The sequence below is a fragment of the Methylocystis sp. S23 genome (assembly GCF_054106005.1).
Map to the genome: position 1 here is coordinate 3,791,755 of NZ_CM134185.1, position 25,990 is coordinate 3,817,744.

At 65.6% G+C, this 25,990-nt stretch carries 25 protein-coding genes; 7 read left to right on the top strand and 18 right to left on the bottom strand.

Annotated features, from left to right (window positions below):
• Positions 1-9 precede the first annotated feature (9 nt).
• From ACV7JP_RS18675 to ACV7JP_RS18730, 12 genes are all read right to left on the bottom strand, one after another.
• Entirely contained in the window at positions 10-531 is a 522-nt protein-coding gene (locus ACV7JP_RS18675; protein ID WP_457797144.1) for an SRPBCC family protein, read from the bottom strand.
• Positions 528-1,517, bottom strand: coding sequence for a VWA domain-containing protein (locus ACV7JP_RS18680; protein ID WP_457799119.1), 990 nt, complete (start codon positions 1,515-1,517; stop codon positions 528-530). Before ACV7JP_RS18680 ends, ACV7JP_RS18675 begins: the two co-directional genes overlap by 4 nt.
• Entirely contained in the window at positions 1,517-2,098 is a 582-nt protein-coding gene (locus tag ACV7JP_RS18685; protein ID WP_457797145.1) for an MxaK protein, read from the bottom strand. The genes ACV7JP_RS18680 and ACV7JP_RS18685 overlap by 1 nt, the downstream gene beginning before the upstream one ends.
• Positions 2,095-3,099, bottom strand: a complete 1,005-nt coding sequence (locus ACV7JP_RS18690; protein ID WP_457797146.1) for a vWA domain-containing protein — start codon at positions 3,097-3,099, stop codon at positions 2,095-2,097. Before ACV7JP_RS18690 ends, ACV7JP_RS18685 begins: the two co-directional genes overlap by 4 nt.
• The gene (locus ACV7JP_RS18695) at positions 3,096-3,992 is read right to left on the bottom strand and encodes a nonribosomal peptide synthetase MxaA (protein ID WP_457797147.1); all 897 of its coding nucleotides are present in this window, start codon (positions 3,990-3,992) and stop codon (positions 3,096-3,098) included. The genes ACV7JP_RS18690 and ACV7JP_RS18695 overlap by 4 nt, the downstream gene beginning before the upstream one ends.
• 8 nt (positions 3,993-4,000) lie before the next feature.
• Positions 4,001-4,846 carry a DUF58 domain-containing protein gene (locus ACV7JP_RS18700; protein ID WP_457797148.1) on the bottom strand — a complete coding sequence of 282 codons (846 nt, stop codon included), beginning with the start codon at positions 4,844-4,846 and terminating at the stop codon, positions 4,001-4,003.
• Entirely contained in the window at positions 4,843-5,871 is a 1,029-nt protein-coding gene (locus tag ACV7JP_RS18705) for an AAA family ATPase (protein ID WP_457797149.1), read from the bottom strand. Before ACV7JP_RS18705 ends, ACV7JP_RS18700 begins: the two co-directional genes overlap by 4 nt.
• Before the next feature lie 132 nt (positions 5,872-6,003).
• Positions 6,004-6,303 carry a methanol dehydrogenase [cytochrome c] subunit gene (locus ACV7JP_RS18710; RefSeq protein WP_457797150.1) on the bottom strand — a complete coding sequence of 100 codons (300 nt, stop codon included), beginning with the start codon at positions 6,301-6,303 and terminating at the stop codon, positions 6,004-6,006.
• Between the two features lie 73 nt (positions 6,304-6,376).
• Complete coding sequence (gene moxG, locus ACV7JP_RS18715; RefSeq protein WP_457797151.1) at positions 6,377-6,955, bottom strand: cytochrome c(L), periplasmic; 579 nt, start codon at positions 6,953-6,955, stop codon at positions 6,377-6,379.
• A gap of 37 nt (positions 6,956-6,992) precedes the next feature.
• A complete protein-coding gene (gene moxJ / locus ACV7JP_RS18720) occupies positions 6,993-7,892 on the bottom strand; it encodes a methanol oxidation system protein MoxJ (protein WP_457797152.1) in 900 nt (299 codons plus the stop codon).
• A 110-nt stretch (positions 7,893-8,002) separates the two neighbouring features.
• Positions 8,003-9,877: a methanol/ethanol family PQQ-dependent dehydrogenase gene (locus ACV7JP_RS18725; RefSeq protein WP_457797153.1), complete on the bottom strand. Its 1,875-nt coding sequence runs from the start codon at positions 9,875-9,877 to the stop codon at positions 8,003-8,005.
• Positions 9,878-10,246: 369 nt separating this feature from the next.
• Positions 10,247-11,140, bottom strand: coding sequence for a c-type cytochrome (locus tag ACV7JP_RS18730; RefSeq protein ID WP_457797154.1), 894 nt, complete (start codon positions 11,138-11,140; stop codon positions 10,247-10,249).
• Between the two features lie 175 nt (positions 11,141-11,315).
• Between ACV7JP_RS18730 and ACV7JP_RS18735 the strand changes: the two genes are divergently transcribed.
• From ACV7JP_RS18735 to ACV7JP_RS18755, 5 genes are all read left to right on the top strand, one after another.
• Positions 11,316-11,777, top strand: a complete 462-nt coding sequence (locus tag ACV7JP_RS18735) for a DUF3617 domain-containing protein (RefSeq protein ID WP_457797155.1) — start codon at positions 11,316-11,318, stop codon at positions 11,775-11,777.
• 204 nt (positions 11,778-11,981) lie between these two features.
• Positions 11,982-13,568: an efflux transporter outer membrane subunit gene (locus ACV7JP_RS18740; RefSeq protein ID WP_457797156.1), complete on the top strand. Its 1,587-nt coding sequence runs from the start codon at positions 11,982-11,984 to the stop codon at positions 13,566-13,568.
• 21 nt (positions 13,569-13,589) lie between these two features.
• Entirely contained in the window at positions 13,590-14,909 is a 1,320-nt protein-coding gene (locus ACV7JP_RS18745) for an efflux RND transporter periplasmic adaptor subunit (protein ID WP_457797157.1), read from the top strand.
• Entirely contained in the window at positions 14,906-18,109 is a 3,204-nt protein-coding gene (locus tag ACV7JP_RS18750) for an efflux RND transporter permease subunit (RefSeq protein ID WP_457797158.1), read from the top strand. Before ACV7JP_RS18745 ends, ACV7JP_RS18750 begins: the two co-directional genes overlap by 4 nt.
• 149 nt (positions 18,110-18,258) lie before the next feature.
• The gene (locus tag ACV7JP_RS18755; RefSeq protein ID WP_457797159.1) at positions 18,259-18,669 is read left to right on the top strand and encodes a four-helix bundle copper-binding protein; all 411 of its coding nucleotides are present in this window, start codon (positions 18,259-18,261) and stop codon (positions 18,667-18,669) included.
• 246 nt (positions 18,670-18,915) lie between these two features.
• Here the strand turns inward: ACV7JP_RS18755 and ACV7JP_RS18760 are convergent, their stop codons facing one another.
• The 4 genes from ACV7JP_RS18760 to ACV7JP_RS18775 all read right to left on the bottom strand — a co-directional run bounded on the left by ACV7JP_RS18760 (position 18,916) and on the right by ACV7JP_RS18775 (position 21,874).
• The gene (locus ACV7JP_RS18760; RefSeq protein WP_457797160.1) at positions 18,916-19,209 is read right to left on the bottom strand and encodes a hypothetical protein; all 294 of its coding nucleotides are present in this window, start codon (positions 19,207-19,209) and stop codon (positions 18,916-18,918) included.
• 331 nt (positions 19,210-19,540) lie between these two features.
• Entirely contained in the window at positions 19,541-20,263 is a 723-nt protein-coding gene (locus tag ACV7JP_RS18765; protein WP_457797161.1) for an SDR family NAD(P)-dependent oxidoreductase, read from the bottom strand.
• Positions 20,263-21,642: a class I adenylate-forming enzyme family protein gene (locus ACV7JP_RS18770; RefSeq protein ID WP_457797162.1), complete on the bottom strand. Its 1,380-nt coding sequence runs from the start codon at positions 21,640-21,642 to the stop codon at positions 20,263-20,265. Before ACV7JP_RS18770 ends, ACV7JP_RS18765 begins: the two co-directional genes overlap by 1 nt.
• Complete coding sequence (locus tag ACV7JP_RS18775) at positions 21,626-21,874, bottom strand: acyl carrier protein (protein ID WP_457797163.1); 249 nt, start codon at positions 21,872-21,874, stop codon at positions 21,626-21,628. The genes ACV7JP_RS18770 and ACV7JP_RS18775 overlap by 17 nt, the downstream gene beginning before the upstream one ends.
• Before the next feature lie 146 nt (positions 21,875-22,020).
• On the opposite strand from ACV7JP_RS18775, the gene ACV7JP_RS18780 reads away from it, so the two are divergent.
• Together ACV7JP_RS18780 and ACV7JP_RS18785 are read left to right on the top strand one after the other, a co-directional pair.
• Positions 22,021-22,854, top strand: a complete 834-nt coding sequence (locus ACV7JP_RS18780) for an acyl-CoA acyltransferase (protein WP_457797164.1) — start codon at positions 22,021-22,023, stop codon at positions 22,852-22,854.
• A 22-nt stretch (positions 22,855-22,876) separates the two neighbouring features.
• Positions 22,877-24,550, top strand: a complete 1,674-nt coding sequence (locus ACV7JP_RS18785; protein ID WP_457797165.1) for a thiamine pyrophosphate-binding protein — start codon at positions 22,877-22,879, stop codon at positions 24,548-24,550.
• Positions 24,551-24,580: 30 nt separating this feature from the next.
• On the opposite strand, the gene ACV7JP_RS18790 is transcribed toward ACV7JP_RS18785, so the two are convergent.
• Positions 24,581-25,477 carry a branched-chain amino acid aminotransferase gene (locus tag ACV7JP_RS18790; protein ID WP_457797166.1) on the bottom strand — a complete coding sequence of 299 codons (897 nt, stop codon included), beginning with the start codon at positions 25,475-25,477 and terminating at the stop codon, positions 24,581-24,583.
• 15 nt (positions 25,478-25,492) lie between these two features.
• Positions 25,493-25,954, bottom strand: a complete 462-nt coding sequence (locus ACV7JP_RS18795; protein WP_457797167.1) for a cupin domain-containing protein — start codon at positions 25,952-25,954, stop codon at positions 25,493-25,495.
• Between the last annotated feature and the right edge of the window lie 36 nt (positions 25,955-25,990).

Below are 25,990 nucleotides of genomic sequence, written 5' to 3' on the forward strand. Positions count from 1 at the left end.
CGGAAACGCCTATTTGGCCTCGACCTTCTTCTTCAGGTTTTCGAGGCCCGAGCGCAAGAACTCGGACATGGCCGAACGCGCGGCGTCGTCGTTGAGATTTTCCGGCGGCTCGTTGCCCGTATCGCCGCGATAGAGGCGCCCGTACCATTTCACCTCGCTGCCGCCATTCGCGGGCGCGATGGCGAAAGTGACGGAATAGGAGCTTGCCGGCAGCGCGTCGAGATTGGGATCCGACATGCGATAGGAATATTTGAAGACGGCCGGATCATATTCGTCGAGGCTCTCTTTCAGCGCGCCGCCCTTCTTCAGCGTGATCTCGCGCTCGGCCCCCGCCTTGTCGCCGCCCGTCGCCTTTACCGACTGAACGCCCGGATGCCAATTCGCAAGTCCGTCGAACTTGCCCGCGATCGCCCAGACGGCTTTCGGTTCGGCCGCGATCGTGATCGACTCATCGACCTTGATCGGCGTCGGACCATGCGCCAGCGCGGGCGCGGCGAGAAAAACGGCGATCGTCGCCCATTTGGCTCTCACGATTGTCTCCTTCGTTTTGGATTGGAAGCATGTCGCGCGCGCATGCGGCGTTCCGCGAGCGGCGCGCCGGCATAGGCCATGACGAGGCAGAAGCCGGCGGCGGCGCCGAGAAAGGGGCGCAAATCGAGCTCGGCGGCGCGGGGCCGCTTCGTCGCGACGTCGGCATAGGAGGCCCGCAGGCGGCGCGCGTCTCCGAGCGGCGCATAAGCCAGGCCGGTCTTTTCCGCGAGCGCGCGCAGATGCGCTTCCTTCACGGAAGAGAGATGCTCGACGCCGACCGCCGCCGCCGCGCCGAAAGGCGCGTTGCGCGGATTATAGCCCTCACGCCGCTCGGCGCCCTCGGGCGGCGGGCCGAAGCGGTTTTCATGCGGAACCTCGTCGACGCCGACAAAGCCGCTCTCTCGGCCTTTGTCGTCGAATTTCGGTATCGGCGCTAATGCCTGGCCGCCGACGCCGACGATCAGGCCGCGAACCTCGCTTGGCTTGCCCTCGAAGGCCGGCCCTCCGGCGGCGGGCGGCGGCGGGGCCTCGTGGCCGTCGGAGAAGAAGAGGAGATCGGCGCCGAGATCGCGCGCCATCTCGATCGCGCGAAAAAGCCCCGCCGATATGCGGCTGTCGCCCTCCCAGGCCATGCGCCAGTCGAGCGCCTCGATCGAGGCCGCCAGCGCGGGGAAATTGGCGCAGGCGTCGAAAGGTTCGAACAGCAGGAACGGCCGTCGTTCCGTGAAGACGCCGAGCCCCACGCGCGAAGGACAAGGCAGGTCCGCGATCATCTCCCGCAACGCCGTCTTCACCGCGTCGAGACGGCTCATCGGTCGCAGGGGCGCGCCTTCGTCGCGCACATTCATGCTGCCCGTAATGTCGACGATTGCAAGAAACTCGAAGCCGTCGCGCTCGATCGTCGCGCGCGGCGCGACGAAAGTCGCGACGAGAAGGGACGCGGCGAGGGCGAGAGAGAGAAGCCGCAAATCGAGCCGGAGGCGCATCACGGGAGCCCTTTCGGCTTGCCGGGAATGTCGGTCCAGAGCTTCTTGGGATCGGCGACGAGTTCGTCGTCGCCTTTGCGCGCGTCGTCGGGGAAATCGCGACGCAGCCTAGCAGCGACGTCAAGATTATATTTCGCATCCCAGTCGTCGGGCGTCAGCCGGAGCGCAATGCGATATTCGCGCTTCGCCAGCGTGACGAAAGGATTGGCCGCGTCGAATTCCGAGCCTTCGATATGGGCGAAGGCTTCCCGCATCAGCGCATTGCCCAGAAGGTAATGGCCGCGCGCGCGCAGCCCCGCTTCTTCCCGTCGATCGAGCGCTTCCAGCAGCGCGCGCGCGCGATCGAGCTCGCCCCGCGCGGTCAGAAAGGCGATGCGGGCGAGCAGGAGCTCTGGACGCGAGGCGAGGTCGGGCGCGATGTCGTGACCGTCGCGCAAGGCGGCGATTGCGCCGTTGGCCTCCAGGGCGTCGCGCCAGGAAAGAGCGGCGGCGAGCGTGGCGGCGGCGAGCGCCGACGTCAGCGCGGCCAGCAGCGGCGACCGCGACGCGCGCCATAATGCGAGGAGCCGCCCGTCGTTCATGGCCGGGACGCCCCCGGCGACAGACGCGCTTCGCACAGCCGCGCGGCGAGAAGCAGCGCGACGGCGACGAGCGCGACGGCAAAAAAGGCCGCGCCGAAATCGCGGCGCGGAAGCTCTTCGACATAGCGCAGCGGACGCCGTTCGAGACGATCGATCTGGCGCAAGGCCTCTTCCGTCGCCGCCGGCCCTTCCGCCTCGAAAGCGCGATAAGGGACGCCAAGCGATTTGAAATACAGATCGAGACGACGCTCGGGCGCGGCCTGCGACGGCTCGGTCTCTCCCGGTTCGGGCGGATCGTAAATGCCGGGGCTGCCTTCCGTGCGCAGAAACAGCCAATAGAGGCTGACATTCGCCTTCTTGAACTCCGCGGAAAGATCGTCGCGGATTTTCGGATCGATGACGCCGGCGCCGTCCGAAATCATCAAAAGGGCGCGCGAGCGATCGGCCTCGCTCGCTCGGAACATGGACAGCGCCATGGCGAGACCGCGCGCAATATTGGTGTAATCGAGCCCCGGCCGGTCGATGGCGTCGATCGCCGCCTTCGTCGCCTCGAGGCGATCGGTAAGCGGCGTCACCATCATCGGCGATGTGGAGAAGGCCGCGACGCCGACGAGATCATGACGCCGCGCATCGACGAAGCGGCGCAAAATCCGTTTCGCCGCCGCGGCCTTCGATTCCTCGGCGCCCGTCGGACTCCTGCCCGCGAAGGTTTCGTTCATGCTGCCGCTGCGGTCGATCAGCATCACGATCTGCGCGCCCTCGGCCAGGCGCTCCGTCACGCCGCCGGAAAGAAACGGCCCCGCGGCGCCGAGAAAGCTCGCGCCGATAGCGACGGCGCCCAGGACCTTCAGCGCGAATGAGAAGACCGTCGAGATGGGATCGTCGGGCGCCGCGAGAAGGGAGGAGACGCGCGAGGCGCGCAGCGCCGGCAGCAGGAAGGGAAGCAAAGCCAGCGGCGCCAGAACGAGCGCCCAATCCCGATCGACATGCGGAAGCGTCATACGCGACGCTCCCTTGCCGCAAGCGCCGCGACGAAACGCAGGAGATCCGGCCAGCCGAATCCGGTCCCGGCGCCGTCGCCGAAAAAGAGCCGAGCGGACGCCGCGAAGAAGCGTTCGAATTCGGCGCGCAGCGGCGCGAATTCGGGCCGCTTGTCGAAAAAATCGGGGAGATCGGACGCAAGAACGCATGCGCCGTTCTTCGCGTCGATGGCGCGATGCGCCTCCCGCAGCGCGCGTGCGAAGCACTCCTCGCCCGCTCCGCTCCGCGATATTGCGGCCAGGCGGCGCGACAGGGCGGAAAAGACGCGCGCGGGGCGCCGATGAAATGGCGGCCAAGCCCGGTCCCGCGCCAAAGCGAGGATCGAGAACGCCAAGGTCGCGGCGAGCGCGAGGGAGACGCCGCGGGGAACCGCCTCGTCGACGAAGGCGGCGGGCCCGTCGGGACGCAGATAATCGCCGGCGCGCGTCTCGCGATCCGGCGCGATCTCGCGCAGCGGCGCCACGCCGGCCCGCCATGCCGGAACTTTCACGGTCTCGGCGCCGGCGGCCGTGTCCACTTTCAGTTCGAAGCCGGGGATGTCGATGGTTCGCGCGTCGAGCGCCACGTAGAAATTCTGATAGACGAGATCGAGCCGCCAGATTTTACGCGCGCCGTCGCGTTCCTCGCTCAGCGCCGCCTTCCTCAATTCCAGCGCGGTCGAGAGCGCGCCGGGGCGCGGCAGAGAGGCCGCCGACAGCGTCGCTTCGGCAGGCGCCGACACATCGACGCGCGCGGCGATGAGATCGCCGACGAAAAAGCCGAATGCGCGCGCCGGACGCACGTTCACGGAAACGGCTTCGGCGCCGGCGGGAGGCGCCGCGAGGAGCAAAAGGGCGAGAGCCGCAAGCCGCATCGCGCGCCTCACGCGGCCGACAGTCGACGGCTCAGTCCGACATGATCGAAACCGTCCGTCAGGAAAATGGGATTGCGCGCCCGGCCGGCGGCGAGGCGGGCGAGCCTCTGGCGGCGCGCCCGCTCCAGCTCGATCCAGTTGCGTTGCAGGCCAGGCCGCATCGCCAGCGTCTTTCGCTGTCCCGTCTCCGCGTCTTGCAAGGCGAGCAGCCCCCATTCGGGGGGCGACGCTTCGACGCTGTCGACGAGAACGAGCGGAACGACGTCATGGCGCGCAAGGACGCTCAGGACGCGATCGATAATCGCCTCGGGCCATCTGAAGTCGGATATCAGAAAAGCGAGCTTTCGCGACGCGCCGAGCAGCGGCGCCGCCTCGACGAAGGCGTCGGCGCCGCGATCGTCGCAAGGCGCGTGACGGATTTTCTCAACGGCGGCGCGCGCGGCGCGGGCCGCGCGCATCGGCGCGAAGGTCGTCTCCCGACGCAATTCGCGCCCGCAGCCGATCAGGCCGAAACGATCGCCGATCCGGGTCGCGGCGATGGCGAGCGCTTCGCAAAGATCGCAGGCGACGGCGAATCGGTCGACGGCGCCGATGAACGTCATCGAAGCGGAGAGATCGACCAGCGCGTAAACATCGATCGCGCTGCGCTGCTCGAAACGCCGGACATAGGTTTCGCCGAAGGGATCGCGCAGCGTCGCGCGCAGATCGATCCGCCGCGCGTCAGGCCGCCTCAGGAACGGAACCTGGTCTCGAAACACGCCGAAGCCGCCAACCTCGCTCGACGCATGCGCGCCGGCATATTTCGTGGCGAATTTCCCGCGCGGGCGGTAGAGGAGCTCGAAGGCCTCCGTCATGGCGCGGGCGTCTTCTCGAAGACGGCGCGGCAAAACCGCGTCGCCGCCTCGTCGCCGCTCAGCGCGTGAATCGGATCGACGAAGATGCGGTGGACCATGATTTCGAGGAACACGTCCCGGACATCGTCCGGGATGAGATGGTCGCGCCCTTCGAGCCAGGCGCGCACCCGCGCCGCGCGCACCAGCCCGGCCAGCCCGCGCGGACTCGCCCCTCCCTTCACGAGCGTCGCGGCGTCCATATCGGGCAAGGAAACGCCGGCGGAAACGGGATCGGTCAGGCCGCGCCACAAGGCGAGCACATAAGCCTCGATCGCGGGGCTCGACCTCACCTCGTCCTGAATGGCGCGGGCGACGCCCGCGACCTTGCGGTAATCGAACGCGCCAGGCGCGACGCGTTCGAGAAGCGCCTCGACGTCCTGGAAGGCGGGATCGAAGATGAGCCGGCGCCGCGTTTCCTCGTCCTTCGGCGCCGCCATGGGGATCTCCATCAGGAAGCGGTCGCGCGCCGCCGCCGGCAGCTCGAACGTCTCCTCGCGCTCCACCATGTTGCGGTCGGCGAAAACCTGCAGATGCGGGAAATCGTGGACGCGGTTGAACGCTTGAGCGCTGCGCTCCGCCATCAGGCGCAGTAGCAGGGAATGCACCTGCGGACGCGCGCGGTTGATCTCGTTGAAGAAGAAGACGGAGAGCGTGTCGGCCTTGCGGATGAGCTCGGAGGCCTCGACGCGCGGGCGGCCGTCATCCGCGAGATAGGTATGATAGAGCATGTCGCTCGGCATCATGTCGACCGTGCCCTCGAAGCGGGCGAAATCGCCGCCGAGCGCGCGGGCGACCGAACGCAGCAGCGTCGTCTTGCCGACGCCGACATCCCCTTCGATCAGAACATGGCCGCGCGCAAAAAGGCAGATCGTCACGAGGCGGATCGCGCGCGGCTGGCCGACGACGGCCTTCTCGATTTCCCGCTCGAAGGCAAGGGCGCGCGCGCGCCAGTCTTCGAGCTGTCGGGCGGTTGACGACTCTTTCAAGGTGACCTGCGAAGCGATCTGCCAGAAGGATGAGCGGCCACGATCTCGGGAACGGAGCCGGACGCGTTGTTGTCGAATAACGCCGGGCTCCAGATCGTGGCCGCCATTGTCATCGCGACGCGATGAAACTCGTCATTGAGCGGGAATCTTGCTCACGTCATATTCCCACTTGCCGGACTTCTTGAAATACTCGACGCGCTTGCGGTTGCGCTCCTCCATGCCCTGGATCGACGCCTGCTGCTTGGCGATCTCCTTGGGGTCGTGCTTGGGGTCGTATTTCGAGCCTTCGACCTTTTCCGGGAAGCCGGGCTTCGGCTCCCAGCAATTGCCCGGCGCCTTGCACTTCGTTCCGTCATAGGCCATGGCGCTCGTCGCCGCGCCGCCGATCAGAAGTCCCGCGGCGAGCGCCGCGGCCAGATGGATTACGCGCATCCTTCAGCTTCCTCCATTTGTTCGAGGCCGCGAGGCCTCCTTGTTCACGCCGCCGTCTTCAAGCGGCGAAGGCTCATTTTTCCTTGCCCTTGCACATGCCGGGCGGATCGTCCGGAAAGGTCTCGTGACCCGCGTAGGGCCGGAATTTCTTCTGCTGCTCGGCGGTGAGCCACGTCGCCTTTTCGGGCGCTTCCTTGAAGAGATGGCGAATCCAAGCCATGACCTTCAGCATCTCGTCGAGCGTGAGGTTCTGGTATTGGGGCCCCATCGACGCCTGCGCGCCGCCATAGATGGTCGAGAACAGCCCTTCATCGGTCTCGTTCTGCGGATAGGTCCAATAGGCATCGTTGAGGCCGGGACCGATCTTGCCTTCGGCGATATGGCCGTGGCAGCCGGAGCAGGCGGAAAGGAAGGTCTGCTCGCCCTGCTTCAAACAGCTCGCATCTTCATTGTAGGGGTTCCTGCCCGTTTCGAGGAACGTCTTCACGCCCGCAGTGTCGCGCCCTTCGGGCAGCGCGTCGTTGAAATTCAGCACGTCGCCCGTGATCATATTGCGGAAGGCGATCGAAGGCGTCTGCTCGGCCGCCGCGAGGGCGACGAAGCCGCCCAGGCCAAGAACCAGCGAAGAAGCGATTTTTCCAGATTTTGGCACGATGTCTTTTCCTGTTCGTCTCTCGCGCGGCGCGTCGCTATTGGGAAACCGGAAGCAGCGGAACGCCCTCGGCCGTCAGGATCTCGTCGATCCGCGGCTTCGCGCGCGGCAGCGCCGCATTGATCTCGTTGATGAGCGCCGTGTCGTCGCGCCGCGTCGCGAAGGACTGATCGAAGCGCTGCGCGACCTTCTCGCCATTGCTCTTGACGGCGTCGTCCTCGATCAGCGTCACGCGCAGCGGGGTCGAGGACGCCTTCGCGTAGCGCGCCACGTCGGGCGCGAAGCCGACGGCGAGCTCGGCGCTCCCATTCGCGACCTCCGCGACCATGCGCGCCGGATCGATTTGCGTATATTGGTTTCGCGGGGATTTGAAATTCACCAGCGAATAGAGATAAGCCATGTCGTCTTCATATTTCCCGAGATCCTTGAGCAGGACCTCGCCGGGCGAGCCGAAGCCGACGACGAGGCGCCCGAGCTTCCTGATCTCGGGATCGTTCCAGGACGCCGCGCGGAGATTGCGATCGGCGCGGCTCACAAAGACATAGCCGGTGCGATAATAAGGCTTCGACGTCGCGACGCGTGGATCGCCCGTATCGAGGCCGATGACGACGTCGCAGAGCTTCTTGTCCAGATAATCGCGCACGAGATAGATCGCCGGACGCTCGGACCAGACGAACTGAACCTTGCGCTTCATCGCCTCCGCCAGCGCGACGGCGATCTTGTTCTCGAGACCGGAGCCGTCCTCGAGCGAAAGCGGCGGCTGGTTCTTGGCCGCGCAAACGCGCAGCGCGCCCGGATCGGCCGGCGACGGGACGTCGATCGGCGCCGCGGGTTGATCGACGGAGGCGCCGAAGGAAGCCGCGTTTGCGGCTCCGCAGCTCAGCAAATGGAGCGCCGCCGCGCCGATCGTGTATTTGATGCTCGGTCTCGCCAACATAGGATCTGTCATCTCAGGTTATTTGCGGAGAGCGCTCGCGCCGCGCACGGGCGCAACCGGCTCCCTCGCCTCCGGACGGGGAGGACGGCGAGGGAGCCTTGCCGTCGCGATCAGTTCGCCTTGTATTCGCCGAGGCTCAGATCGTCGTAGGGACCCTTGCCGTTGAGGGAGAACACCATCACGCCGCCGCCCATCTGCGTATAGTTGGCGAGCTGCTTGAAGGCGCCGACGGCGCCGAGGCCGGCCGTCGGATCCTGAAGGTCGAAGACGAGGCCGACGCCCGGCCAGCCGCCGACCCCATACAGGATGGCCAGATATTCGACGCCCTTGTGCTGATAGACGATCGGATGGCCGATGACGCCGGAAGGCAACTTGAACTTCCACAGCAGCTCGCCGGTGTCGCTGTGCCGCGCTTTGATGAAGCCGTCGAGCGTGCCATAGAAGACGACATTGCCGGCGGTCGCGGCGACGCCGCCCCAGACCGCGAAGCGCTCCATCTTCTCCCATTTGAATTGGCCGGTAATGGCGTTATAGGCCTTGATCTGGCCGAGGCCCTCGCCCTTCTGGCGGTCGCCCTTCGGACCCGGATACATGTTCAGCGTGGCGCCGACGAAGAACTGACCGGCGCGATAGGGCAGCATGAAGGGCTCCCAATCCATGCAGATATGGTTAACGCCGAGGAAGAACAGCTCCTTGTTCGGGTCGTAGGAGTCGAGGCCCTGATTGTGATAGCCCATCGCCGACGGACAAATGTCCTTGGCGAGATGATCCATGCGCGTGCCGTATTCGGGATCGCGAACCGGCAAACCGCTCTTGAGATCGATCTTCTTGAAGACGTTCACCGTGTCGTCGATCTTGTCGGCCGAGACCAGCGTGCCGTCGGTGCGGTCGAGCGTATAGACGATGCCGTTGCGGTCGGGATGAGTGAGCAGCTTGCGAGGCTTGCCGTCCTTGTCCTTCTGCTCGCTGAGCATCATGAAGTTGATGCCGGCATAGTCCCACTCGTCGTGCGGCGTCTTCTGATAGCCGAACTTCGCCTGGCCGGTTTCGAGGTCGCGGCCCCAGATCGTCATCGTCCATTTGTTGTCGCCCGGACGCATCGTCTCATTCCACGGCGCCGGATTGCCGCTGCCGTAATAGACGAGGTTCGTGCCCGGATCGAAGGCGAACCAGCCCCAGGAGGTGCCGCCGCCGATCTTCCACGCGTCGCCTTCCCAGGTCGCCGTGCCGAGGCCTTTCTGGCCGTAATGCGGATTGGCCTTGTTGAAGTCGTCGCCGATCAGAACGTCGGAATCCGGACCCGTCGCATAAGCGCGCCACTTCTGCTCGCCAGTGCGCACGTCATAGGCGGTCAGATAGCCGCGCACGCCGAGCTCGGCGCCCGAGCTGCCGATGAGAACGACGTCCTTATAGACATGCGGCGCGACGGTGAGCGTCGAGCCGACCTTGAAGTCGGAGTTTTCAATCTTCCAATATTCGGCGCCCGTTTCCGCGTTCAGCGCGACGACATGACCGTCGAGAAGCGTCTTGACGACGAGCGCGGGAGTCTTGCCGTCGCCGGGCCAATAGGCGAGGCCGCGATTGACGATGTCGCAGCAGGCGACGGCGCGCGCGGCGGCGTTCTGCTTGGGCTTGTGCTGCCAGAGAATGCGCGTCGGATCGTCGAGGCTGAGCGCGAAGGTGTTATTCGGAAAAGAGGTGTGAACATACATCTTGCCGTCGACGACGATCGGCGCGCCTTCATGGCCGCTCAGCAGGCCCGTCGAGAACGACCAGGCGACCTTCAGATTCTTGACGTTGTCCGCATTGACCTGCGTGAGCGCGCTGAAATGGTTGGCGCTGTAGTTCTTGCCCTGCATCGCCCAATTGTCCTCGCTCTTCGCGAGCGCCTCAAGCCGATCCTCCGCGCGCGCCGGCGAAAGGACCGCGAATGGCGTTGCGATCAAGACAGACAGCAAGGATACCGAAGTCAGCAATTTCCTCATCGACGAGTCCTCCTGCGACATCGCCGGGAGCGCCTTTTTCCAGGCCTCTCGAAGGGCGACGACGCCTCGCATGCGACGGTCCTGATTTCCTTGGAGCCGTCCTGGTTCGTTGAAGGTCGCTTTTTCTCCGCCGCGTTCGACGCTTTCTCGGAGCCACGATCCGCAGGCATATAAGTTTAAGCGCGACGACGTGTCTCCACGATTTATCGGTAATGTCGCTCGGGAATGATCGGCATATTTCCCTCGATTTTTCCCGCCGCTCGGCGCAACCGCGTCGCGCGCTTCTTCGCCGCGCGTGGAAAGACGGCCCCGCTTTTCAAAGGCGGTTTCGTGAGGGGATAGAGGAAGCGGTTGCGCGGCCGCGCCGCGTCACTCCGATGGCGGCAAGGCGCGCAGCCAGGCGACGAGCGCGTCAAGATCCTCGGCCGACATTTTCGAAAAATGCGCTTTCGAGAGATGCGCCATCGGCCCCTTGAGCGGGCGTCCGTCGCGCGCGACGGCTTTCGTGACGGCGCGCTTCAGCTCGTCGTCGGACCAGGCGCCGACGCCCTTCTCCCGATCTCCCGCGATGTTCGACGCGATCACGACGCCGTCGGGCGTGCGAAACGTCTTGCCGCCCGCGCCGAGGCGCGTCGGCGCCGGCGCGTCTTCGGCGTCGCCGCTATGACAGGAGACGCAGCGCGCCAGCGACGCGACGTAAAGGCCTCTCTTGAGCCGGTCGGAAAGGTCCGCTTCGTCGAGAGGCCGTTCGGCGCCAAAGAGGGGCTGCGGCGCTCCCACGCGCGTTTGAACCGGCCGGGCCGTCCCGGATACAGGCGGCGCGGCGCGCAGGAAGGCGACGATGGCGGCCAGATCCGCCTTGGTGAGCAGACGGTAGGAGGCCGACGGCATGGTCGGGGCGAGTCGCCGTCCGTCGCGGCCGACGCCGTCGACAATCGCGGCGCGCAGCTCGTCATCGCTCCATGCGCCCGTTCCGGCCTCTCTGTCGGACGAAATGTTCGGTCCGCGAACCTTGTAGGTCTTTTCCGAGAATGTTTGCGAGCCGCCGGAAAAACGCGCGGAAAGGTCATAGCCTTCGCCGCCGCGCGGCGTGTGGCAGTTATCGCAAGCGGCCACCGCCTCGACGAGATATTGGCCGCGCGAGACGTCAGCCGCGCGCGCATTCGCGCTCGCCAGCAGCATGGCCAGCAGCGCCGCCATCGTCCCGGCGGCGAGCAGCCGCGACGGCGCGCGGGCGATGATGTGATCGTCGATCTCTTGCATGAGGAAGGCGTTGAGAGGAGCGTCGGGCGATCCTAGGACAAGGCTCCGGCCGCGTCCGCGGGAAAGATTCTCGGGCGCGCGGGAAAGATCGGAAATCGCGCGCTTTCCTCCTTTACGCCGCGAGCGGCGTCGCTTAGCCGGCAACAAGACGACGCCGCTGAATCGGATGCAGACCATGAACGAACTTCGCCGCCTCGCCAGGCTGTCGATCCTCGCCTTCGGAGCCTCATGCGCTCAGGCCGCCGCGAATCCCGCCGCAGCGCCGGACCCCGCGCCGCCGTCGCTGCCGGCGCGTCGGCCCGGCCTGTGGCGCATCACGACCATTGCGCCCGAGTTGGGCATGCGGAGGAGCGCCGTCTGCATCGGGTCGGGCGACAGCATCGTCGGCCCGCGGGACGACGATTGCGCGGAGCCTTCCGTCTCGCGCGCCGACGAACAGATCATCGTGACCATCGAATGCCGACGCGGCGAAGAACGCGAGGTGACGAGTCTGCTTTTCACCGGCGACTATCGCAACTGGTATCGGACGCAAGCCAAGACGACCCGGATCGACCCGCGCTCACGGGAGCGGCGCTCCGGGTTTACGGTGGAAGGTCTGTTCCTGGCCCCGGATTGCGGCTCCCAAGGACCCCGATGAGGGCCTCCGAACGCCGCCGATAATACCTCTTGATAAAACGTTAATTCGGATTGCGAGGCTTCCGCTTGCTTGCTACGCCTGCCGCAGGGGACCGCCCATCGGGTCCTCGCCTGGACCCAACCGCTCATGCCTCGACACTCCAGTTTGCGCGATGCGGCCAGGGGCTCGCTTCGAGAGGCGAAGAGGCTCGGCCGGCGCGGCGCCGTGGCGGGTTTGCTCGGCGTCCTTGCCGCCTCTCTGGCGGGATGCATGGTCGGTCCCGATTTCTCGGCGCCCGCCGCCCCCGTGGCCGACAAATGGCTCGAATGGCGGAACAAGGGCCTCAGATCTTCGGAGGCGGCGCCCGGCGACTGGTGGCGGGTCTTTCGCGACCCCGTTCTGGACCGCCTGATTGACGCCGCTTATTCCCAGAATCTCACGCTTCTGAGCGCCGGCGCGAAGGTTCTCCAGGCGCGGGCCGAGCTCGGCGTCGCGGTCGGCGAGTTTTTCCCTCAGCAACAGACCGCGTCGGCCGCCGTCACCTATAATCGCGCGAGCAACGCCACGCCCGCGTCGCAAGGCGGCAATTCGGCGTCTCTCGGAAATTTCTGGGCGGACCGATGGCTCGTGCAGTCCTCCTGGGAACTGGACTTATGGGGCAAGTTCCGGCGCGGCGTCGAATCGGCGGACGCGGCCTATCTCGAATCGATCGCCTCCTATGACGACGTGCTCGTCACTCTGCTGTCGGACGTCGCCAATACTTACATCGGGATTCGAACGCTCGAGCGGCAGATCGCCATTGCCCGCGCCAATGTCGCGCGGCAGCGCGAAGCCGTGCGAATCGCGCGGGACCGCTTCCGGGGCGGCGCGTCGACGCTTCTCGACGTTCATCAGGCCCAGAACGTCCTCGCCTCCACCGAGGCGTCCGTCCCGCGGCTTGAGATACAATTGAAGCACGGCCTCAACGCGCTGCGCGTTCTGCTCGGCATGGCGCCCGAGCCGCTCGGCCTCCTGCTGGCGCGCGGAACGGGGAAGATACCGCTTGCGCCGGGACGCGCCGCGGTGGGCATTCCCGCGGATCTGCTCCGCCGCAGGCCGGACATCCGGGCCGCCGAGCTTCGCGCCGCCGCGCAGAGCGCGCAGATCGGCGTCGCGCAGGCGGAGCTCTACCCGGCGATCAGCATCAGCGGCGCCTTCGGCGGACAGGCGAGCAATGTCGGCGCGCGCAATCTCGCGCAGATGTTCCACCCGATCGGCCGCGCCTTTTTCGTCGGGCCTTCCTTCAAGTGGAACCTTCTGAATTACGGGCAGATCACCAATAACGTCCGGGTGCAGGACGCCGCGCTCCAGCAGCTTCTGATCGACTATCAGACCAAGGTTCTGAAGGCGCAGGAGGAGGTCGAGAACGGGGTCGCCACCTTCCTCCTGTCGTCCGTCGAAGCGGGCTATCTGCGCCGCAGCGTGTCGGAGGCGAAAGGCGCGCTCGACATCGCGACGATCGAATATCAGCAGGGCTCGCGCGACTTCACGACCGTGCTGACCGCCGAGCAGAATCTTTATCAGGCCGAGAACAATCTGGCGGTGGCGACCGGCAATATCTCGGTCGGCCTCGTCTCCCTCTATCGCGCGCTGGGCGGCGGCTGGCAGATTCGCGAGGGCAAGCCCTTCGTCGACGCCGCGACCGCTCAGGAAATGCGCAACCGGACGAATTGGGGGAATCTGCTTCCCCCGCCGGATCAGCCTCAGCCGGAGACTCCCGGCCTGCCGTCCGCCCAGGACGTGGATTCAAGCATCAGACTACCGGAATGGTAAGGCGGAGGAGCGCTGCCCTTCATGAGCGGAAGGCGTCATGACATGTGGAAGGGACTGATCTCGGCAAGGACCCTGTCCTCCACGCGCGGATTAATGTTCATTTCCTGCCTGCTGGCGGCTTGCGCCGCGCCTCCCGCCGCCGCGGAGCCCTGGCTCGGAAAGCTTCTCGGCGGCAAGGAAGCGTCCCCTGCGGCGGCGGCCGACAAATCGCCCGCCGAGGACGCCGCCAAATCCTCGGCCAAATCCTCGGCCAAGTCGTCGGACGCGGCGGGCCGCGCCATTCCCGTGGCCTTGCCGCTCAAGCAGAAAGTCACCGAATATATCGAGCTCACCGGCAACGCCGCGCCGACGAAGACGGTCAACCTCATCGCGCGCGTCGAGGGCTATCTCGAAAAGATACATTTCCAGGACGGCCAGATCGCCAAGAAAGGCGACCTGCTCTTCACGATCCAGCAGGAGCAGTACAAGAACCAACTCATCCAAGCCGAGGCGCAGGTGCGCGCGCAGGAGGCGGCGCTCGCCTATGCGAGGATCGAGGTCCAGCGCTTCTCGGACCTGCGGCGCAAGGGCGCCGCCTCGCAGGTCGTCGTCGACAACTGGAATTTTCAGGCGAAAAAGGCCGAGGCGGAACTCGCCTCCGCAAAGGCGCAGGTCGAGGTCGCGAAGCTCAATGTCGAATACACGCAGGTGCGCGCGCCTTTCGACGGCCAGATGGGCAAGCACCAGATCGATCCGGGCAATACGGTCGGCGGCGCAGGCCAGCCGACCATTCTCGCCGAGATCATCCAGCTCGATCCGATTTATGTCGTCGCCAATCTCAGCGAGCAGGAGGTGCAGCGCGTGCGGCAGGCGCTCGGCCGATTGCTGACGCTGGCCGAAATCCACGACTATCCGGTCGATGTCGGTCTCGAGGCCGGGCAGGACTATCCCTATCACGGCCATATTCAATATGTCGCCCCGGCCTTCGACCCGAAGACCGGGACCTTGCTGGTGCGCGGCGTTCTCCAGAATCCCGATCACAAGCTTCTGCCGGGTTTCTTCGTCCGGATTCGCCTGCCCGCGGGCAAGGTCATCCCCAATGCGCTGCTGGCGCCCAATCGCGCGGTTCAAACGGATCAGGGCGGGCGCTTCCTGACGGTGGCGGGTCCCGGCGACGTCGTTGAGAAGCGCTATGTGACGCTCGGCGAGCTGGACGGCGAGCTGCGCGTCATCCTTTCGGGGCTGAACGCCGACGACCGCGTCGTGATCGCCGATCTGTGGCGCGCGAATCCGGGCGCTAAGATCACGCCCAGGCTCGTATCGCTGGATCGCTCCGGGCGCGCCGTCGAGGACGCGCAATGATGTCGAAATTCTTCATCGAGCGCCCTGTCCTCGCGAATGTCATCGCGATCCTCCTCGTCGTGATCGGCGGCGTCGCGCTCTTCAATCTGCCGGTCGCCCAATATCCCAACATCGTGCCGCCGACCGTGCAGGTGACCGCGCGCTATCCCGGCGCAAGCCCGCAGACGGTGATCGATACGGTCGCCCTGCCGATCGAGCTGCAGGTCAATGGCGTCGACGGCATGCTCTACATGCAGTCGACGAGCGCCGCCGACGGGACCTATACGCTGACGGTGACGTTCAAGATCGGCATGGACCCGGATACGGCCCAGGTGCTGGTCCAGAACAGGGTGTCGAACGCGCTCGCCTCCCTGCCGACCGCGGTTCAGGCGCAAGGCGTCACGGTCAACAAGAAATCGACCGCGATTCTGCAAATCATCACGCTCGTCTCGCCCCACGGGACGCATGACGCGCTGTTTCTCAGCAATTACGCGACCATCAATCTCGTCAACGAGCTCGCGCGCCTTCCCGGCGTCGGGAACGCCAATGTCTTCGGCGCGGGCAAATACGCCATGCGCATCTGGATGGATCCCGAGAAGCTCCATTCCTTCGGATTGCAGCCGGCGGACGTCATCCGGGCCGTCCAGCAGCAGAGCCAGGTTGTCGCCGTAGGCCAGACCGGCATGCCGCCGGCGCCGAGCGCCCAGGATTTCCAATATACGATCGACATCCAGTCGCGCCTGGACGATCCCAATGAATTCGCGAACATCATCGTCAAGGCGCAGACGGCGCAAGGCGGCCGGCTCGTGCGGGTGAAGGATGTCGGGCGGATCGAGCTCGGCTCGCAGAACTATTCCCAGCAGACCTATGTCGATGGGAAGCCGGCGGCCTTCATCGCCATCTACCAGACCCCGGACGCGAATTCGCTGCAGGTCGGCAAAGAGGTGAAGGCGAAGATGGACGAGCTCGCCGCCCGCTTCCCCCAGGACCTCGTTTACGACATTCCCTACAACACGACGATCTTCGTCAAGGCGTCGATCGACGAGGTCTATCACACGCTTTACGAGGCCGGTTTTCTCGTTCTGGCCGTCATCCTGTTCTTCCTTCAGAATTTCCGCGCGACCCTCGTGCCGGCGACAACCGTGCCCATCACCATCATCGGCGCCTTCGCCGCCATGGCGGGGCTCGGCTACACCGTCAATCTCTCCACGCTCTTTGGAATCGTGCTCGCGATCGGCATCGTCGTCGACGACGCCATCGTCATCGTCGAGGCCGTGTCCGCCGACATGGAACGCGGCATGAACAGCCATGACGCGGCGATCAAGGCCATGTCGGAGCTGACGGGGCCGGTCATCGGCATTACGCTCGTTCTGATGGCCGTGTTCCTCCCGGCGGCCTTTCTCCCGGGCCTGACGGGCCGAATGCTGGCCCAGTTCGCGGTCGTCATCGCGGCGACCGCGCTCATCAGCGCCGTCAACGCCATGACGCTGAAGCCGACTCAATGCGCCCTGTGGCTGCGGCCCGCCACGCCGCCGGAAGAGCGCCATGCCGTCTACCGACTGTTCAATGCGGTCTATGACCCGCTGGAACGCGCCTATACGCGGCTGATCGAGCGGCTCGTCGCGCGCAGCGGCCTCGTCGTGGTCGTGGGGCTTCTCACTTCGCTGGTGGGGATTGTCGGCGTCGCCCGCTTGCCGACCGCTTTCATCCCCAATGAGGATCAGGGCTTCGCCATGACCGCGGTGCAATTGCCCGAGGGCGCCGCGCTGGGGCGGACGATCGACGCGCTGCATGAGGTCGGAAAGCGCGCGCTCGAGACGCCGGGGGTGAAGAAGGTTCTGACGATCGCCGGCATTTCCGTCCTCGACAACAGCGCCACGCTCGCCAATGCCGGCGTGAATTACGTCATTTTCGACGATTGGGAGGAGCGCGGAAAGAAGAAGGGCGAGGATATCGTCTCGCTGGTGACGGCTTTGCAGAAGAAGGTCGAGACCCTCGCGGACGGCCGGGCTTTCATGGTCGTTCCGCCCGCGATTCAGGGCATCGGCAACGCCGGCGGCTTCCAGATGCAGCTCGAGCTCCTCGGCGGCAGCTTCAGCTTTCCCAAACTTGCCGCGGGGGCCGACGGCGTCGTGGGAGCCTCGAAAACGAACCCGGCTGTCCAGCGCGTGCTCACGACCTTTCGCGAGTCGGCGCCGCATGTCGCGGTCGAGGTCGACCGCGTTCAGGCCGAAAGCCTGCGCGTATCGGTCGGCGACGTCTTCGCCACCCTGACCGCCTATGTGGGATCGAGCTACGTCAATCAATTCGTCAAATACGGGCTGCCGCTGCAAGTCTATGTCCAGGCCGATTCCCGCTACCGCCTTCGGCCCGACGATCTGCTCGGCATGTATGTCCGCAGCCGGGACGGCGACATGGTTCCGCTCGGGACGCTCGCGCGCCTCACCGAGACCGCCGCGCCGTCGCTGATCACGCTCTACAATCTCTATCCCTCCGCGACGATCGTCGGTTCGCCGTCGCGCGGCTTCAGCTCCGGACAAGCCATGGAGGAGATGGAGTCGATCGCCAAAAAGACGCTGCCGGACGACATCGCCTATCAGTGGAGCGCGATTTCCTTCCAGGAGAAGATCACCGGCGACCTGCTCTATTGGTGCTTCGCTCTCTCCGTGCTGCTTGTCTATCTCGTGCTTGCGGGCCAGTACGAGAGCTGGATTCTTCCGCTCGCCGTCATCGCCGCCGTGCCGCTCGCGCTCATCGGGCCCATGCTCACGCTCACGAGCCTCGGGATCGACAATAATCTCTATGTGCAGATCGGACTCATGCTGCTCATCGCGCTCTCGGCGAAGAACGGCATTCTGATCGTCGAAGTCGCGCGCGAACATCGAATTTTCGGCGGAAAACCCATCGTCGAGTCCGCCATAGACGCGGCGCGCGCCCGCTTCCGCCCCATTCTGATGACCTCTTTCGCCTTCATTCTCGGCGTCGTGCCGCTCGCCATCGCGACCGGCGCGGGAGCGAATGCGCGCCGGTCGCTCGGCGTCAGCGTCCTGACCGGCATGCTCTCGTCCACCTGTCTCGCCGTCGTCTTCGTGCCGGCCTTCTTCGTCGTTTTGCAGCGGCTCGACGAAAGCCGGAAGCGAAAGAAGGCGCCTGCCGCGCCGGCGAGCGCCGACGCCCTTTCGCCGCGCGTCGAAGAGGTCGAGAAGATGCGCGCGGAGTAAGCCGAGCTTTGGCCGCCGCCCCGCGAAGCGGCGGCGCGGCGTCTTCCGGGCTTCCCGCCTTGGCCGCGGCCGGCGCCGGAGACGGCCGTCGAAACAAAACAAGCTGATATGTGTTCTCCAAAGGTTCGAAACCTGCCGGAGGAGTTCCCATGCACGCTCAGGAGATCATCAGCACGCATCCCGACGTAAAGGGTCAGGTCAATGTCGCTCTCATACGCTGCATCGAGGAATGCTACGATTGCGGCCAGACCTGCGTTTCTTGCGCGGACGCATGCATCGTGGAGAGCGACGTCGCCGAGCTGAGGCAGTGCATCCGCCTGAACCTCGACTGCGCGGATATGTGTTTTGCGACCGGATCGATTGCGTCGAGGCGCGCCGGCTCCAATGAAGAGGTCATCAGATCGATGCTGGAGTCCTGCGCCGTCGCCTGCCGCCTCTGCGCGGAGGAATGCGAGAAGCACGCCTCCCACCATGAGCATTGCAAGGTCTGCGCGCAGGTTTGTCGACGCTGCGAGGAGGCGTGCGAAGGCGCGCTTCGGACTGTCGGATTCAGCCACTGAGCCGGATCGGCCGGCCCGGATCACGCGGCGATTGGGCGGAGCCGCCCAATCGCAAAAATGCGGTCCCCTCGCGCTGACGCTTCGGGCGACCGCGGCCAAGCTATGTAATTTCTGAGGGTTTAGCGCTTCGCCGTCTGATCGTATGAACGTCGTCGCTCGTGCGGAAGGCCCCGAGCAACCCGACTCTCCGTGACGTGCGCGACGGCTCCCACGCATATCGGGGAGCCGCTATTTTTGCGCCGCCGCTCAGTCGAGGAAGCCGAAAGGATGGGCCTCCTCCCGATAATATTTCCGGAAATCGGTCGGCGACAGCAGCTTGCGGCACGGCCGGGAGAGCTGCCCCAAATGCTCTTTCAGGCAGTTCTCCATCTCGAAAATGAAGACCGTATTGCCTCCGCAGAAGCGATAGGCGTCCGTGTAGCAGGCGTTCTGCTCGTCGGCATAGTCCGCCGCCGAATTCCCCGCCCAGGTGTTTTGGGCCGCGGCCTGCCCCGCGCCGATCAACGAAGCGCTTGCAATCAAAACGGCCAGTTTGCGCATGACCCCTCCTCGCGCATCCAACTGCGACGCAAGGAGAGTGCAACAGCGCAACGCCTTTGAAAAGCGCTCGCCGCGCCTTGTGGACGGAATGAAAACGACCCGCGCCTTTACCTCCGAGGTCGCGGGCCGTCATCAGGCGTCAGCGCAAGGCGCTGGCGTCGGCTCTTCCATATCGAGGTTGTCTGGCGCGAAACCTTCCAACCGCATCCGTAGCGATCCGCCTGCTTGGACGGCGACCGGACTGACCTGGCGAATCGCAGACTGCGGCGTCATGGTTAACGGACGGTTAACGCGCCGCCTCGGGCTGGCGAAGAGCGCCGCGCCTCGGCGCTCAAGCCGTCGCGCCCGCATCCACCGTGATCACTGTCCCGGTGACGTTGCCGGCCTTGTCGTCCAGAAGGAAGGCCACCGCGTTCGCGACATCCTCCGGCGCGGCCAATCGGCGGAGCGCGGCGCGGCCGGCGATCTTGGCGCGATCCTCCGCGCCGAGCGACGCGGTCATCTCCGTCTCGATGAAGCCCGGCGCCACGGCGTTGACGGTGACGCCCATGCGCCCCACTTCGCGCGACAGCGACTTCGTGAAGCCGACCAGAGCCGCCTTCGTCGCGCCATAGACGGCCAAGCCGCTATAGCCGGTCGAGGCGATGATGGACGAGACGTTGACGATGCGCCCGCCGCCCGCCGACATCATGTTGCGCACGACATATTTCGACAGAATGATCGGCGCCGTCACATTGACGCGCGTAAGCGTCTCGATCTGCGAATTATGCATGGTCGCGAGCAGGCCTTCCGTGCCGAGCCCCGCATTGTTGACGAGGCCGTAGGGCGCGCCGAACTCCTTCTTCAGTCGAAGGACGAAGTCCGGAATGGCGTCGAGCGCCGCGAGATCGAGCGCCGCGAAGGAGAGCGCGCCGCCGCTGCCGGCGATCCGCTCGCGCAATTCGTCGCTCTCCTTGCGCGCCACGGCGACGACGCGAAATCCCTCGGCGACGAGACGAACGGAAATCGCAAGGCCGAGGCCCCTGCTGCCGCCGGTGACGATGACATTGCGCATCACGCTTGCCCGCGCAGAAGCTTGCCGCCCGCCGACATGGCGAGAGACGCCACGAAGTCGATCGAGACCGGCGCCTTGTGGCGTTCGAGCCGCGCGCGGCAGGTTGCGAGGATCTCGTCCTTCACCGCGCGCCTTCGTTCCGGCGACGCGTCGCCTTCCTTCAACATTACCTGCGCGACGATCAGATCGCCGGTGATTGGATTGCGCCGCGCCTTCACGAGCGACATGCGCACCGCCTCATGCATGTTGATCACCTGCTCGACCTCTTCGGGATGCACCTTCAATCCGCCGACATTGATCGTGCCGGCGCGCCGGCCCTTGAAATAGAAGCGATCGCCGACGCGCTCGACGAGGTCGTCGGTGTCGACGAAACCCTCGTCGTCCGCAAGCCGCGGGTCGTCGCGGCCGATATAGCGATCCGCCGTGCGCCGCGATCTGAGGCGCAACGAATTGTCGACGACCCGCATCTCGACGCCGGAAAGCCCGTCGAGATAGGCGGCCGGAAAACCTTCCCGCCCGTCCGTCACCTCGAAGCCGACGCCCGCCTCCGTCGACGCATAGGCGTGAACGATCTTCGCCTTCGGATAGAAGGCCGCGAGGCTCTCCAGAATGGCGCGATCCGCGATCTCGCCGGAGAGGCGAAGATAAGCGGGAGAAATGCGCGCAGCGTCGGGGCTCATCAGCAGGCGGCGCCAATGCGACGGCGTGCCGGACAAATGCGTCACGCCGGCCCGCGCCATGCGCGACACGTGATCGGCGAGCGGCTCGTCGGCGCCGGTCAGGACCAACGTCGCGCCGCTCGTCGCCGCGCGCAGAAAGATCTGCATGCCGCCATACCGGCGAATGTCGTAGAACGTCGCCCATATCGGCGCCGGCTCATGGGCGGCGCGCCGCCGCATGGCCCCGAGCAGGCCGTCGAGTCGATGCGCGACGAGCTTCGGCGCGCCCGTCGTTCCCGATGTCGGCAAGACCCATTCGGTGGCGACCGGCTCCGGGCGCGTCGACGCGTCATGCGCGGGCCCGGAAAGGAGAAGGCGCGGCGTCTGCGTTCCGAAATCCTTCGTCTCGTCGTCGCAGACGACCGCGTCGACGCCGGCCTGCGCGATTGCCGAGGCCAGTCGATCCGGCGTGAAATCCGGCGGCGTGATCACCATGCGCGCGACGACGCCGTCGAGCTCCATCATGGCGAGCGCCGCGGCATATTGCGACGTGACGCCGATCAGGACGGATTTGCCCGCAAGCGCCGCGCGGCGGCCGCCAAGGACCGTTCCCTCGATCGCCGCGCGCCAGGATATTTCGCCGAGAGGCGCGCAAAGACGCGCATCGTCGCCCGGCGCCGCGGCGCGCGCGAGGGCGCGAAGATCAAGCGGTCGCGACATTTTCGTAAAGCGCGACGAAATCCGCGAGCGTCACCGGAAAATAGACTTCCTCGGACGCGGTGAACGGATCGGCGCCGAGCGCGTCCTCGAGCCGCGCGACGATGATCGCGAAGCAAAGCGAGTCGAGTCCGGAATTTGCGAGAACCGTATCGTCCGCGAGAGGCGCAAGCTTCTTTTGCTGCTCCGCGGCGACTTCTTCCATCACGGAAAGCACTGTTAACCGTATGCTCATTGTCGGGCGCCTCTTCATTGTCGGCTAAGGAAGACCTAGCTATTTTTATCTTCAATCCGCAAGTAGTTCGGCCATGAATGGTGAACGTTCAGAACGATGGTTAAGCGAAAATGACCCAGGACGTCACACCGAGAATCCGGTGCAGAATGATCGCCGAGACGGACGCGCCGGCGCTCGCCGGGCTGCTCACGCGCGGCTTCCCCGACCGCACGCCCGACTACTGGCGTCGCGCGCTGGAGACCCTCGCGCGACGCGACGCGCCGGAAGGCTATCCGCGCTTCGGCTATATGCTGGAGCATGAGGGCGCCCCCGTCGGCGTCATTCTCATGATCTTCACGAAGACCGGCGACAAGCAAATCCGCTGCAATATTTCGAGCTGGTATGTGGACGAGCCCTATCGCGGCTACGCCTCCCTGCTCATCGCCGCCGCGGTCCGCCACAAGGACGTCACCTATGTGAACATCTCTCCCTCGGTTCACACCTGGCGCGTGATCGAGGCGCAGGGATTTCGCCGCTATTGCAACGGGCAGATGATCGCCCTCCCGGCCTTGAGCCGCTGGACCGCCAATGCGCGCGTGCGTCCCTTCGACGGGAAGCGCGATTATGGCGACGCCCTCACGCCGCAGGAGCGAGATCTCCTCGTCGCCCATGTCGAGCGCGGATGCCTCGCCTTCGTCGTGCACGAAAAGCGGGAAGCGCATCCTTTCGTCTTCCTGCCGAGACGTTTGCTCAAGGGCCTGTTCCCGACGCTTCAGCTCGTCTATTGCCGCGATATCGCGGATTTTCAGCGCTTCGCGGGCCCGCTCGGCCGCGAGCTGCTGCGTCACGGCCATCCGACCGTGCTGGTCGACGCGAGCGAGAAAATCCCCGGCCTGTTCGGCAAGTTCTTCCGGGATCGGGGACCGAAATATTTCAAGGGGCCGCAGCGTCCGCGCCTCGGCGATCTCTCTTTCTGCGAGAGCGTCCTCTTCGGACCGTAACACCCAAAGGACGGGCGCCCGAGTGAAAGCCGTGACCGAAATTTCCGCCGCGCAGGCGCTTGTCGATCAGCTCGTCGTCAATGGCGTCGATCACATCTTCTGCGTGCCGGGCGAGAGCTATCTCGCCGTGCTCGACGCTTGCTACGAAAGCAACGTCAAGCTCACCGTCTGCCGCAACGAGGCCGGCGCCGCGATGATGGCGGACGCCTATGGCAAGGCGACGGGACGCCCCGGCATCTGCTTCGTCACGCGCGGGCCCGGCGCCGCCAACGCCTTTGCGGGCGTGCATATCGCGCAGCACGACTCGACGCCGATGATCCTTTTCATCGGCCAGATCGAGCGGGCCAACCGCGAACGCGGCGCCTTTCAGGAGGTCGACTATCGCGCCATGTTCGGCGGCCAGACCAAATGGACCGCCGAGATCGACGACGGCGCGCGCATGGCCGAATATGTCTCCCGCGCCTTTCATGTGGCCATGGGCGGACGCCCCGGCCCGGTGGCGCTGGCGCTGCCCAAGGACATGCTCGAAGAGCGCGTGAGCCCCGTGGCCTGCCCCGCCGCGTCCGCCATCGAGACCGCGCCCGGCGCCGACGCCATGGCGCGGCTCGCCGAAATGATCGCCTCGGCCGAGCGTCCGCTTTTCGTCCTCGGCGGCGCGCGCTGGGACCAATCCGCCTCGCGCAGGATGATGGATTGGGCGCGCGCTTTCGACATGCCGGTCGCGACGAGCTATCGCCGCCTGCCGCTCTTCGATCCGCTGCATGAATGCTATGCCGGCGATCTCGGCCTCGCCGCCAATCCTAAGCTCGTCGCGCGTGCGAAACGAAGCGATCTCTTCGTGCTCATCGGCGGGCGCCTCGGCGAAATCCCCTCGCAGGGATATACGCTCCTTGATATTCCGGCTCCCCGGACGCGCTTCGTGCATGTCTATCCGCAGGCCGAGGAATTCGGCCGCGTCTATGCGCCGGCCCTCGCCATTCACGCTTCTCCTAAGCCCTTCGTCGACGCGCTGACGACGCTTGCGCCGCCTGCGCGGATCGGTTGGCGCGAGGAGACCCGCGCGGCGCATCAAGAATATCTCGATTTCTCCCGCAGCTTCACGCCCTCGGCCGAGGTTGACCTAGCTCAGACCATGATCTGGCTTTCGGACAATCTCCCCGAGGACGCCGTCATCTGCAACGGCGCGGGAAATTACGCCGCCTGGATTCACCGCTATTTCCGCTTCCGCCGCTACGGCTCGCATTTCGCGCCGACCTCCGCGACAATGGGCTATGGCGTCCCCGCCGCCGTCGCGATCCAGCGCCTCTACCCCGAACGGCTCGTTCTGTCGCTCAATGGCGACGGCGACTTCCTGATGAACGGCCAGGAATTCGCGACCGCCGTGCAATATGAGCTGCCGATCGTCGTCGTCATTTGCGACAACGCCAGCTACGGGACGATCCGCATGCATCAAGAGCGCAACTATCCCGCGCGCGTGATCGGCACCGATCTGCGCAATCCGGATTTCGCGGCCTATGCCCGCGCCTTCGGCGGCTTCGGCGCGCGCGTCGAGCGCACGAGCGAGTTCCCGCAAGCCTTCGCCGCCGCGCGCGCGTCGGGCCTCCCGTCGATCATACATCTGATGATCGACCCGGACCGCATCTCGCCGACGGGGTCGCTCTCCAGGATCAGAAGCGAGGCGCTGGCGCGCGCGTAACGACGCCCGGCCGGGCGCGTCATCCGACCGTCACGACGCGATGCGCATCGTCGGCCGCGAATGCGCGAAGTCCCAATAGAGCGCGCGGGCGCGCCGATATATAGGTCCCGCCTCGAGCGTTCTTTCGTCGATGCGCGACATCGGCGCGACCTTCTGGAAATTGCCGGTCGAAAAAATCTCGTCCGCCTTCAGGAAGTCGTCATAGGAAAGCGACGTCTCGACCACCTGCACGCCGTCGGCGCGCAGCAATCCGATCACGCGCTGGCGCGTGACGCCGTTAAGAAAGGTTCCGTTCGGCGCCGGCGTGAAGACGACGCCGTCCTTCGCCAGAAAGGCGTTCGAATTCGCAAACTCGGCGATATTGCCGAGCATGTCGCGCATCAGGCAATTGTCGAAGCCGCGCTTCGCCGCCTCGATCAAGGCGCGCGCGCCATTGGCGTAATGGCAGCTCGCCTTGGCGCCGACGGGAGCCGTTTCGGCGGTGGGGCGCCGGAAGGGCGAAAGCGTGATCGCGCCGCCCTTGGGAGCCGGCATGGGCGCCTCATAGATCGTCAGGCACCAATTGGTCGAATTGGGCTCGAAGCGGACGCCGCCGCCGAGCCCTTCCTCCGCCCAATACATCGGGCGAATATAGAGCTGCGCATCGCGCGGGAATTTGCGCAGGCCGTCCTCGACGAGCGCGCGCCAGGCCTCCACCGTCAGCGACGGCTCCAGCAGCATCTCGCGCGCGGAATTGTTGACGCGGGCGAGATGCAGATCGAGATCCGGCGTCACGCCCTCGAAAGCGCGGGCGCCGTCGAAGACCATCGAGCCGAGCCATACGCCATGCGTGCGCGGCCCGAGGATCGGCGCGTTTCCGTCACGCCACTCCCCCCGGAAAAAGGTCCAGGTTTGGGAAACCGGTCGAAGCTGCGCGGGAGACGCCATGGCTGAGCTCGCTACTCAAGCGTTGCTGAACATCGCCGGCGCATCGGACGCCGGCGCGAGGCCGAGCATGCGGCCGATCTTCCGGAAAGCGCGCGTCGCGAACATCACCGGCTGCGGCACGGGATTCCGGCAGAAGGCCACCTTGCGAATATAGCCGTCCACCCGCCAGACGGCGTGCGAGCCGGCGCGGAACAGCGCATGGTCGCCCGGGCCGAGAATGTGCTCGACGCCGTCATCGTCGCGGATCGTCGCGGCGCCTTCGAGCACATAGACCGTCTCGTCGACGTCATAGCGCCAATCGAACACGCCCGCCGTGCAATCCCACAGCAGCGTCGAGGCGCTGCCGTCCGTGCTGCGCGAGAGAACGAAATTGCGCGCGACCGGCGCGCCTTCGATCACCCAGGCGGGATGGATCGGGCAAGGCTCCATTTCGACATTCTTGCCCTGGTAGAAAACGATCTTGTCGTCGACGCTCATCGCGATCTCACTCTGCTCGAGGGGCCCTGATCCGGG

Coding starts and splice junctions, on each gene's coding strand:
- ACV7JP_RS18680 (WP_457799119.1), bottom strand. CDS start 1,517: ATGCGCCTCCGGCTCGATTTGCGGCTTCTCTCTCTCGCCCTCGCCGCG.
- ACV7JP_RS18790 (WP_457797166.1), bottom strand. CDS start 25,477: ATGGCGTCTCCCGCGCAGCTTCGACCGGTTTCCCAAACCTGGACCTTT.
- moxJ (WP_457797152.1), bottom strand. CDS start 7,892: ATGTTGGCGAGACCGAGCATCAAATACACGATCGGCGCGGCGGCGCTC.
- ACV7JP_RS18685 (WP_457797145.1), bottom strand. CDS start 2,098: ATGAACGACGGGCGGCTCCTCGCATTATGGCGCGCGTCGCGGTCGCCG.
- ACV7JP_RS18775 (WP_457797163.1), bottom strand. CDS start 21,874: ATGAGCATACGGTTAACAGTGCTTTCCGTGATGGAAGAAGTCGCCGCG.
- ACV7JP_RS18770 (WP_457797162.1), bottom strand. CDS start 21,642: ATGTCGCGACCGCTTGATCTTCGCGCCCTCGCGCGCGCCGCGGCGCCG.
- ACV7JP_RS18730 (WP_457797154.1), bottom strand. CDS start 11,140: ATGCAAGAGATCGACGATCACATCATCGCCCGCGCGCCGTCGCGGCTG.
- ACV7JP_RS18760 (WP_457797160.1), bottom strand. CDS start 19,209: ATGCGCAAACTGGCCGTTTTGATTGCAAGCGCTTCGTTGATCGGCGCG.
- ACV7JP_RS18765 (WP_457797161.1), bottom strand. CDS start 20,263: ATGCGCAATGTCATCGTCACCGGCGGCAGCAGGGGCCTCGGCCTTGCG.
- ACV7JP_RS18725 (WP_457797153.1), bottom strand. CDS start 9,877: ATGAGGAAATTGCTGACTTCGGTATCCTTGCTGTCTGTCTTGATCGCA.
- ACV7JP_RS18745 (WP_457797157.1), top strand. CDS start 13,590: ATGAGCGGAAGGCGTCATGACATGTGGAAGGGACTGATCTCGGCAAGG.
- ACV7JP_RS18780 (WP_457797164.1), top strand. CDS start 22,021: ATGATCGCCGAGACGGACGCGCCGGCGCTCGCCGGGCTGCTCACGCGC.
- ACV7JP_RS18695 (WP_457797147.1), bottom strand. CDS start 3,992: ATGCGGCTTGCGGCTCTCGCCCTTTTGCTCCTCGCGGCGCCTCCCGCC.
- ACV7JP_RS18690 (WP_457797146.1), bottom strand. CDS start 3,099: ATGACGCTTCCGCATGTCGATCGGGATTGGGCGCTCGTTCTGGCGCCG.
- ACV7JP_RS18795 (WP_457797167.1), bottom strand. CDS start 25,954: ATGAGCGTCGACGACAAGATCGTTTTCTACCAGGGCAAGAATGTCGAA.
- ACV7JP_RS18700 (WP_457797148.1), bottom strand. CDS start 4,846: ATGACGGAGGCCTTCGAGCTCCTCTACCGCCCGCGCGGGAAATTCGCC.
- ACV7JP_RS18755 (WP_457797159.1), top strand. CDS start 18,259: ATGCACGCTCAGGAGATCATCAGCACGCATCCCGACGTAAAGGGTCAG.
- ACV7JP_RS18710 (WP_457797150.1), bottom strand. CDS start 6,303: ATGCGCGTAATCCATCTGGCCGCGGCGCTCGCCGCGGGACTTCTGATC.
- ACV7JP_RS18735 (WP_457797155.1), top strand. CDS start 11,316: ATGAACGAACTTCGCCGCCTCGCCAGGCTGTCGATCCTCGCCTTCGGA.
- ACV7JP_RS18750 (WP_457797158.1), top strand. CDS start 14,906: ATGATGTCGAAATTCTTCATCGAGCGCCCTGTCCTCGCGAATGTCATC.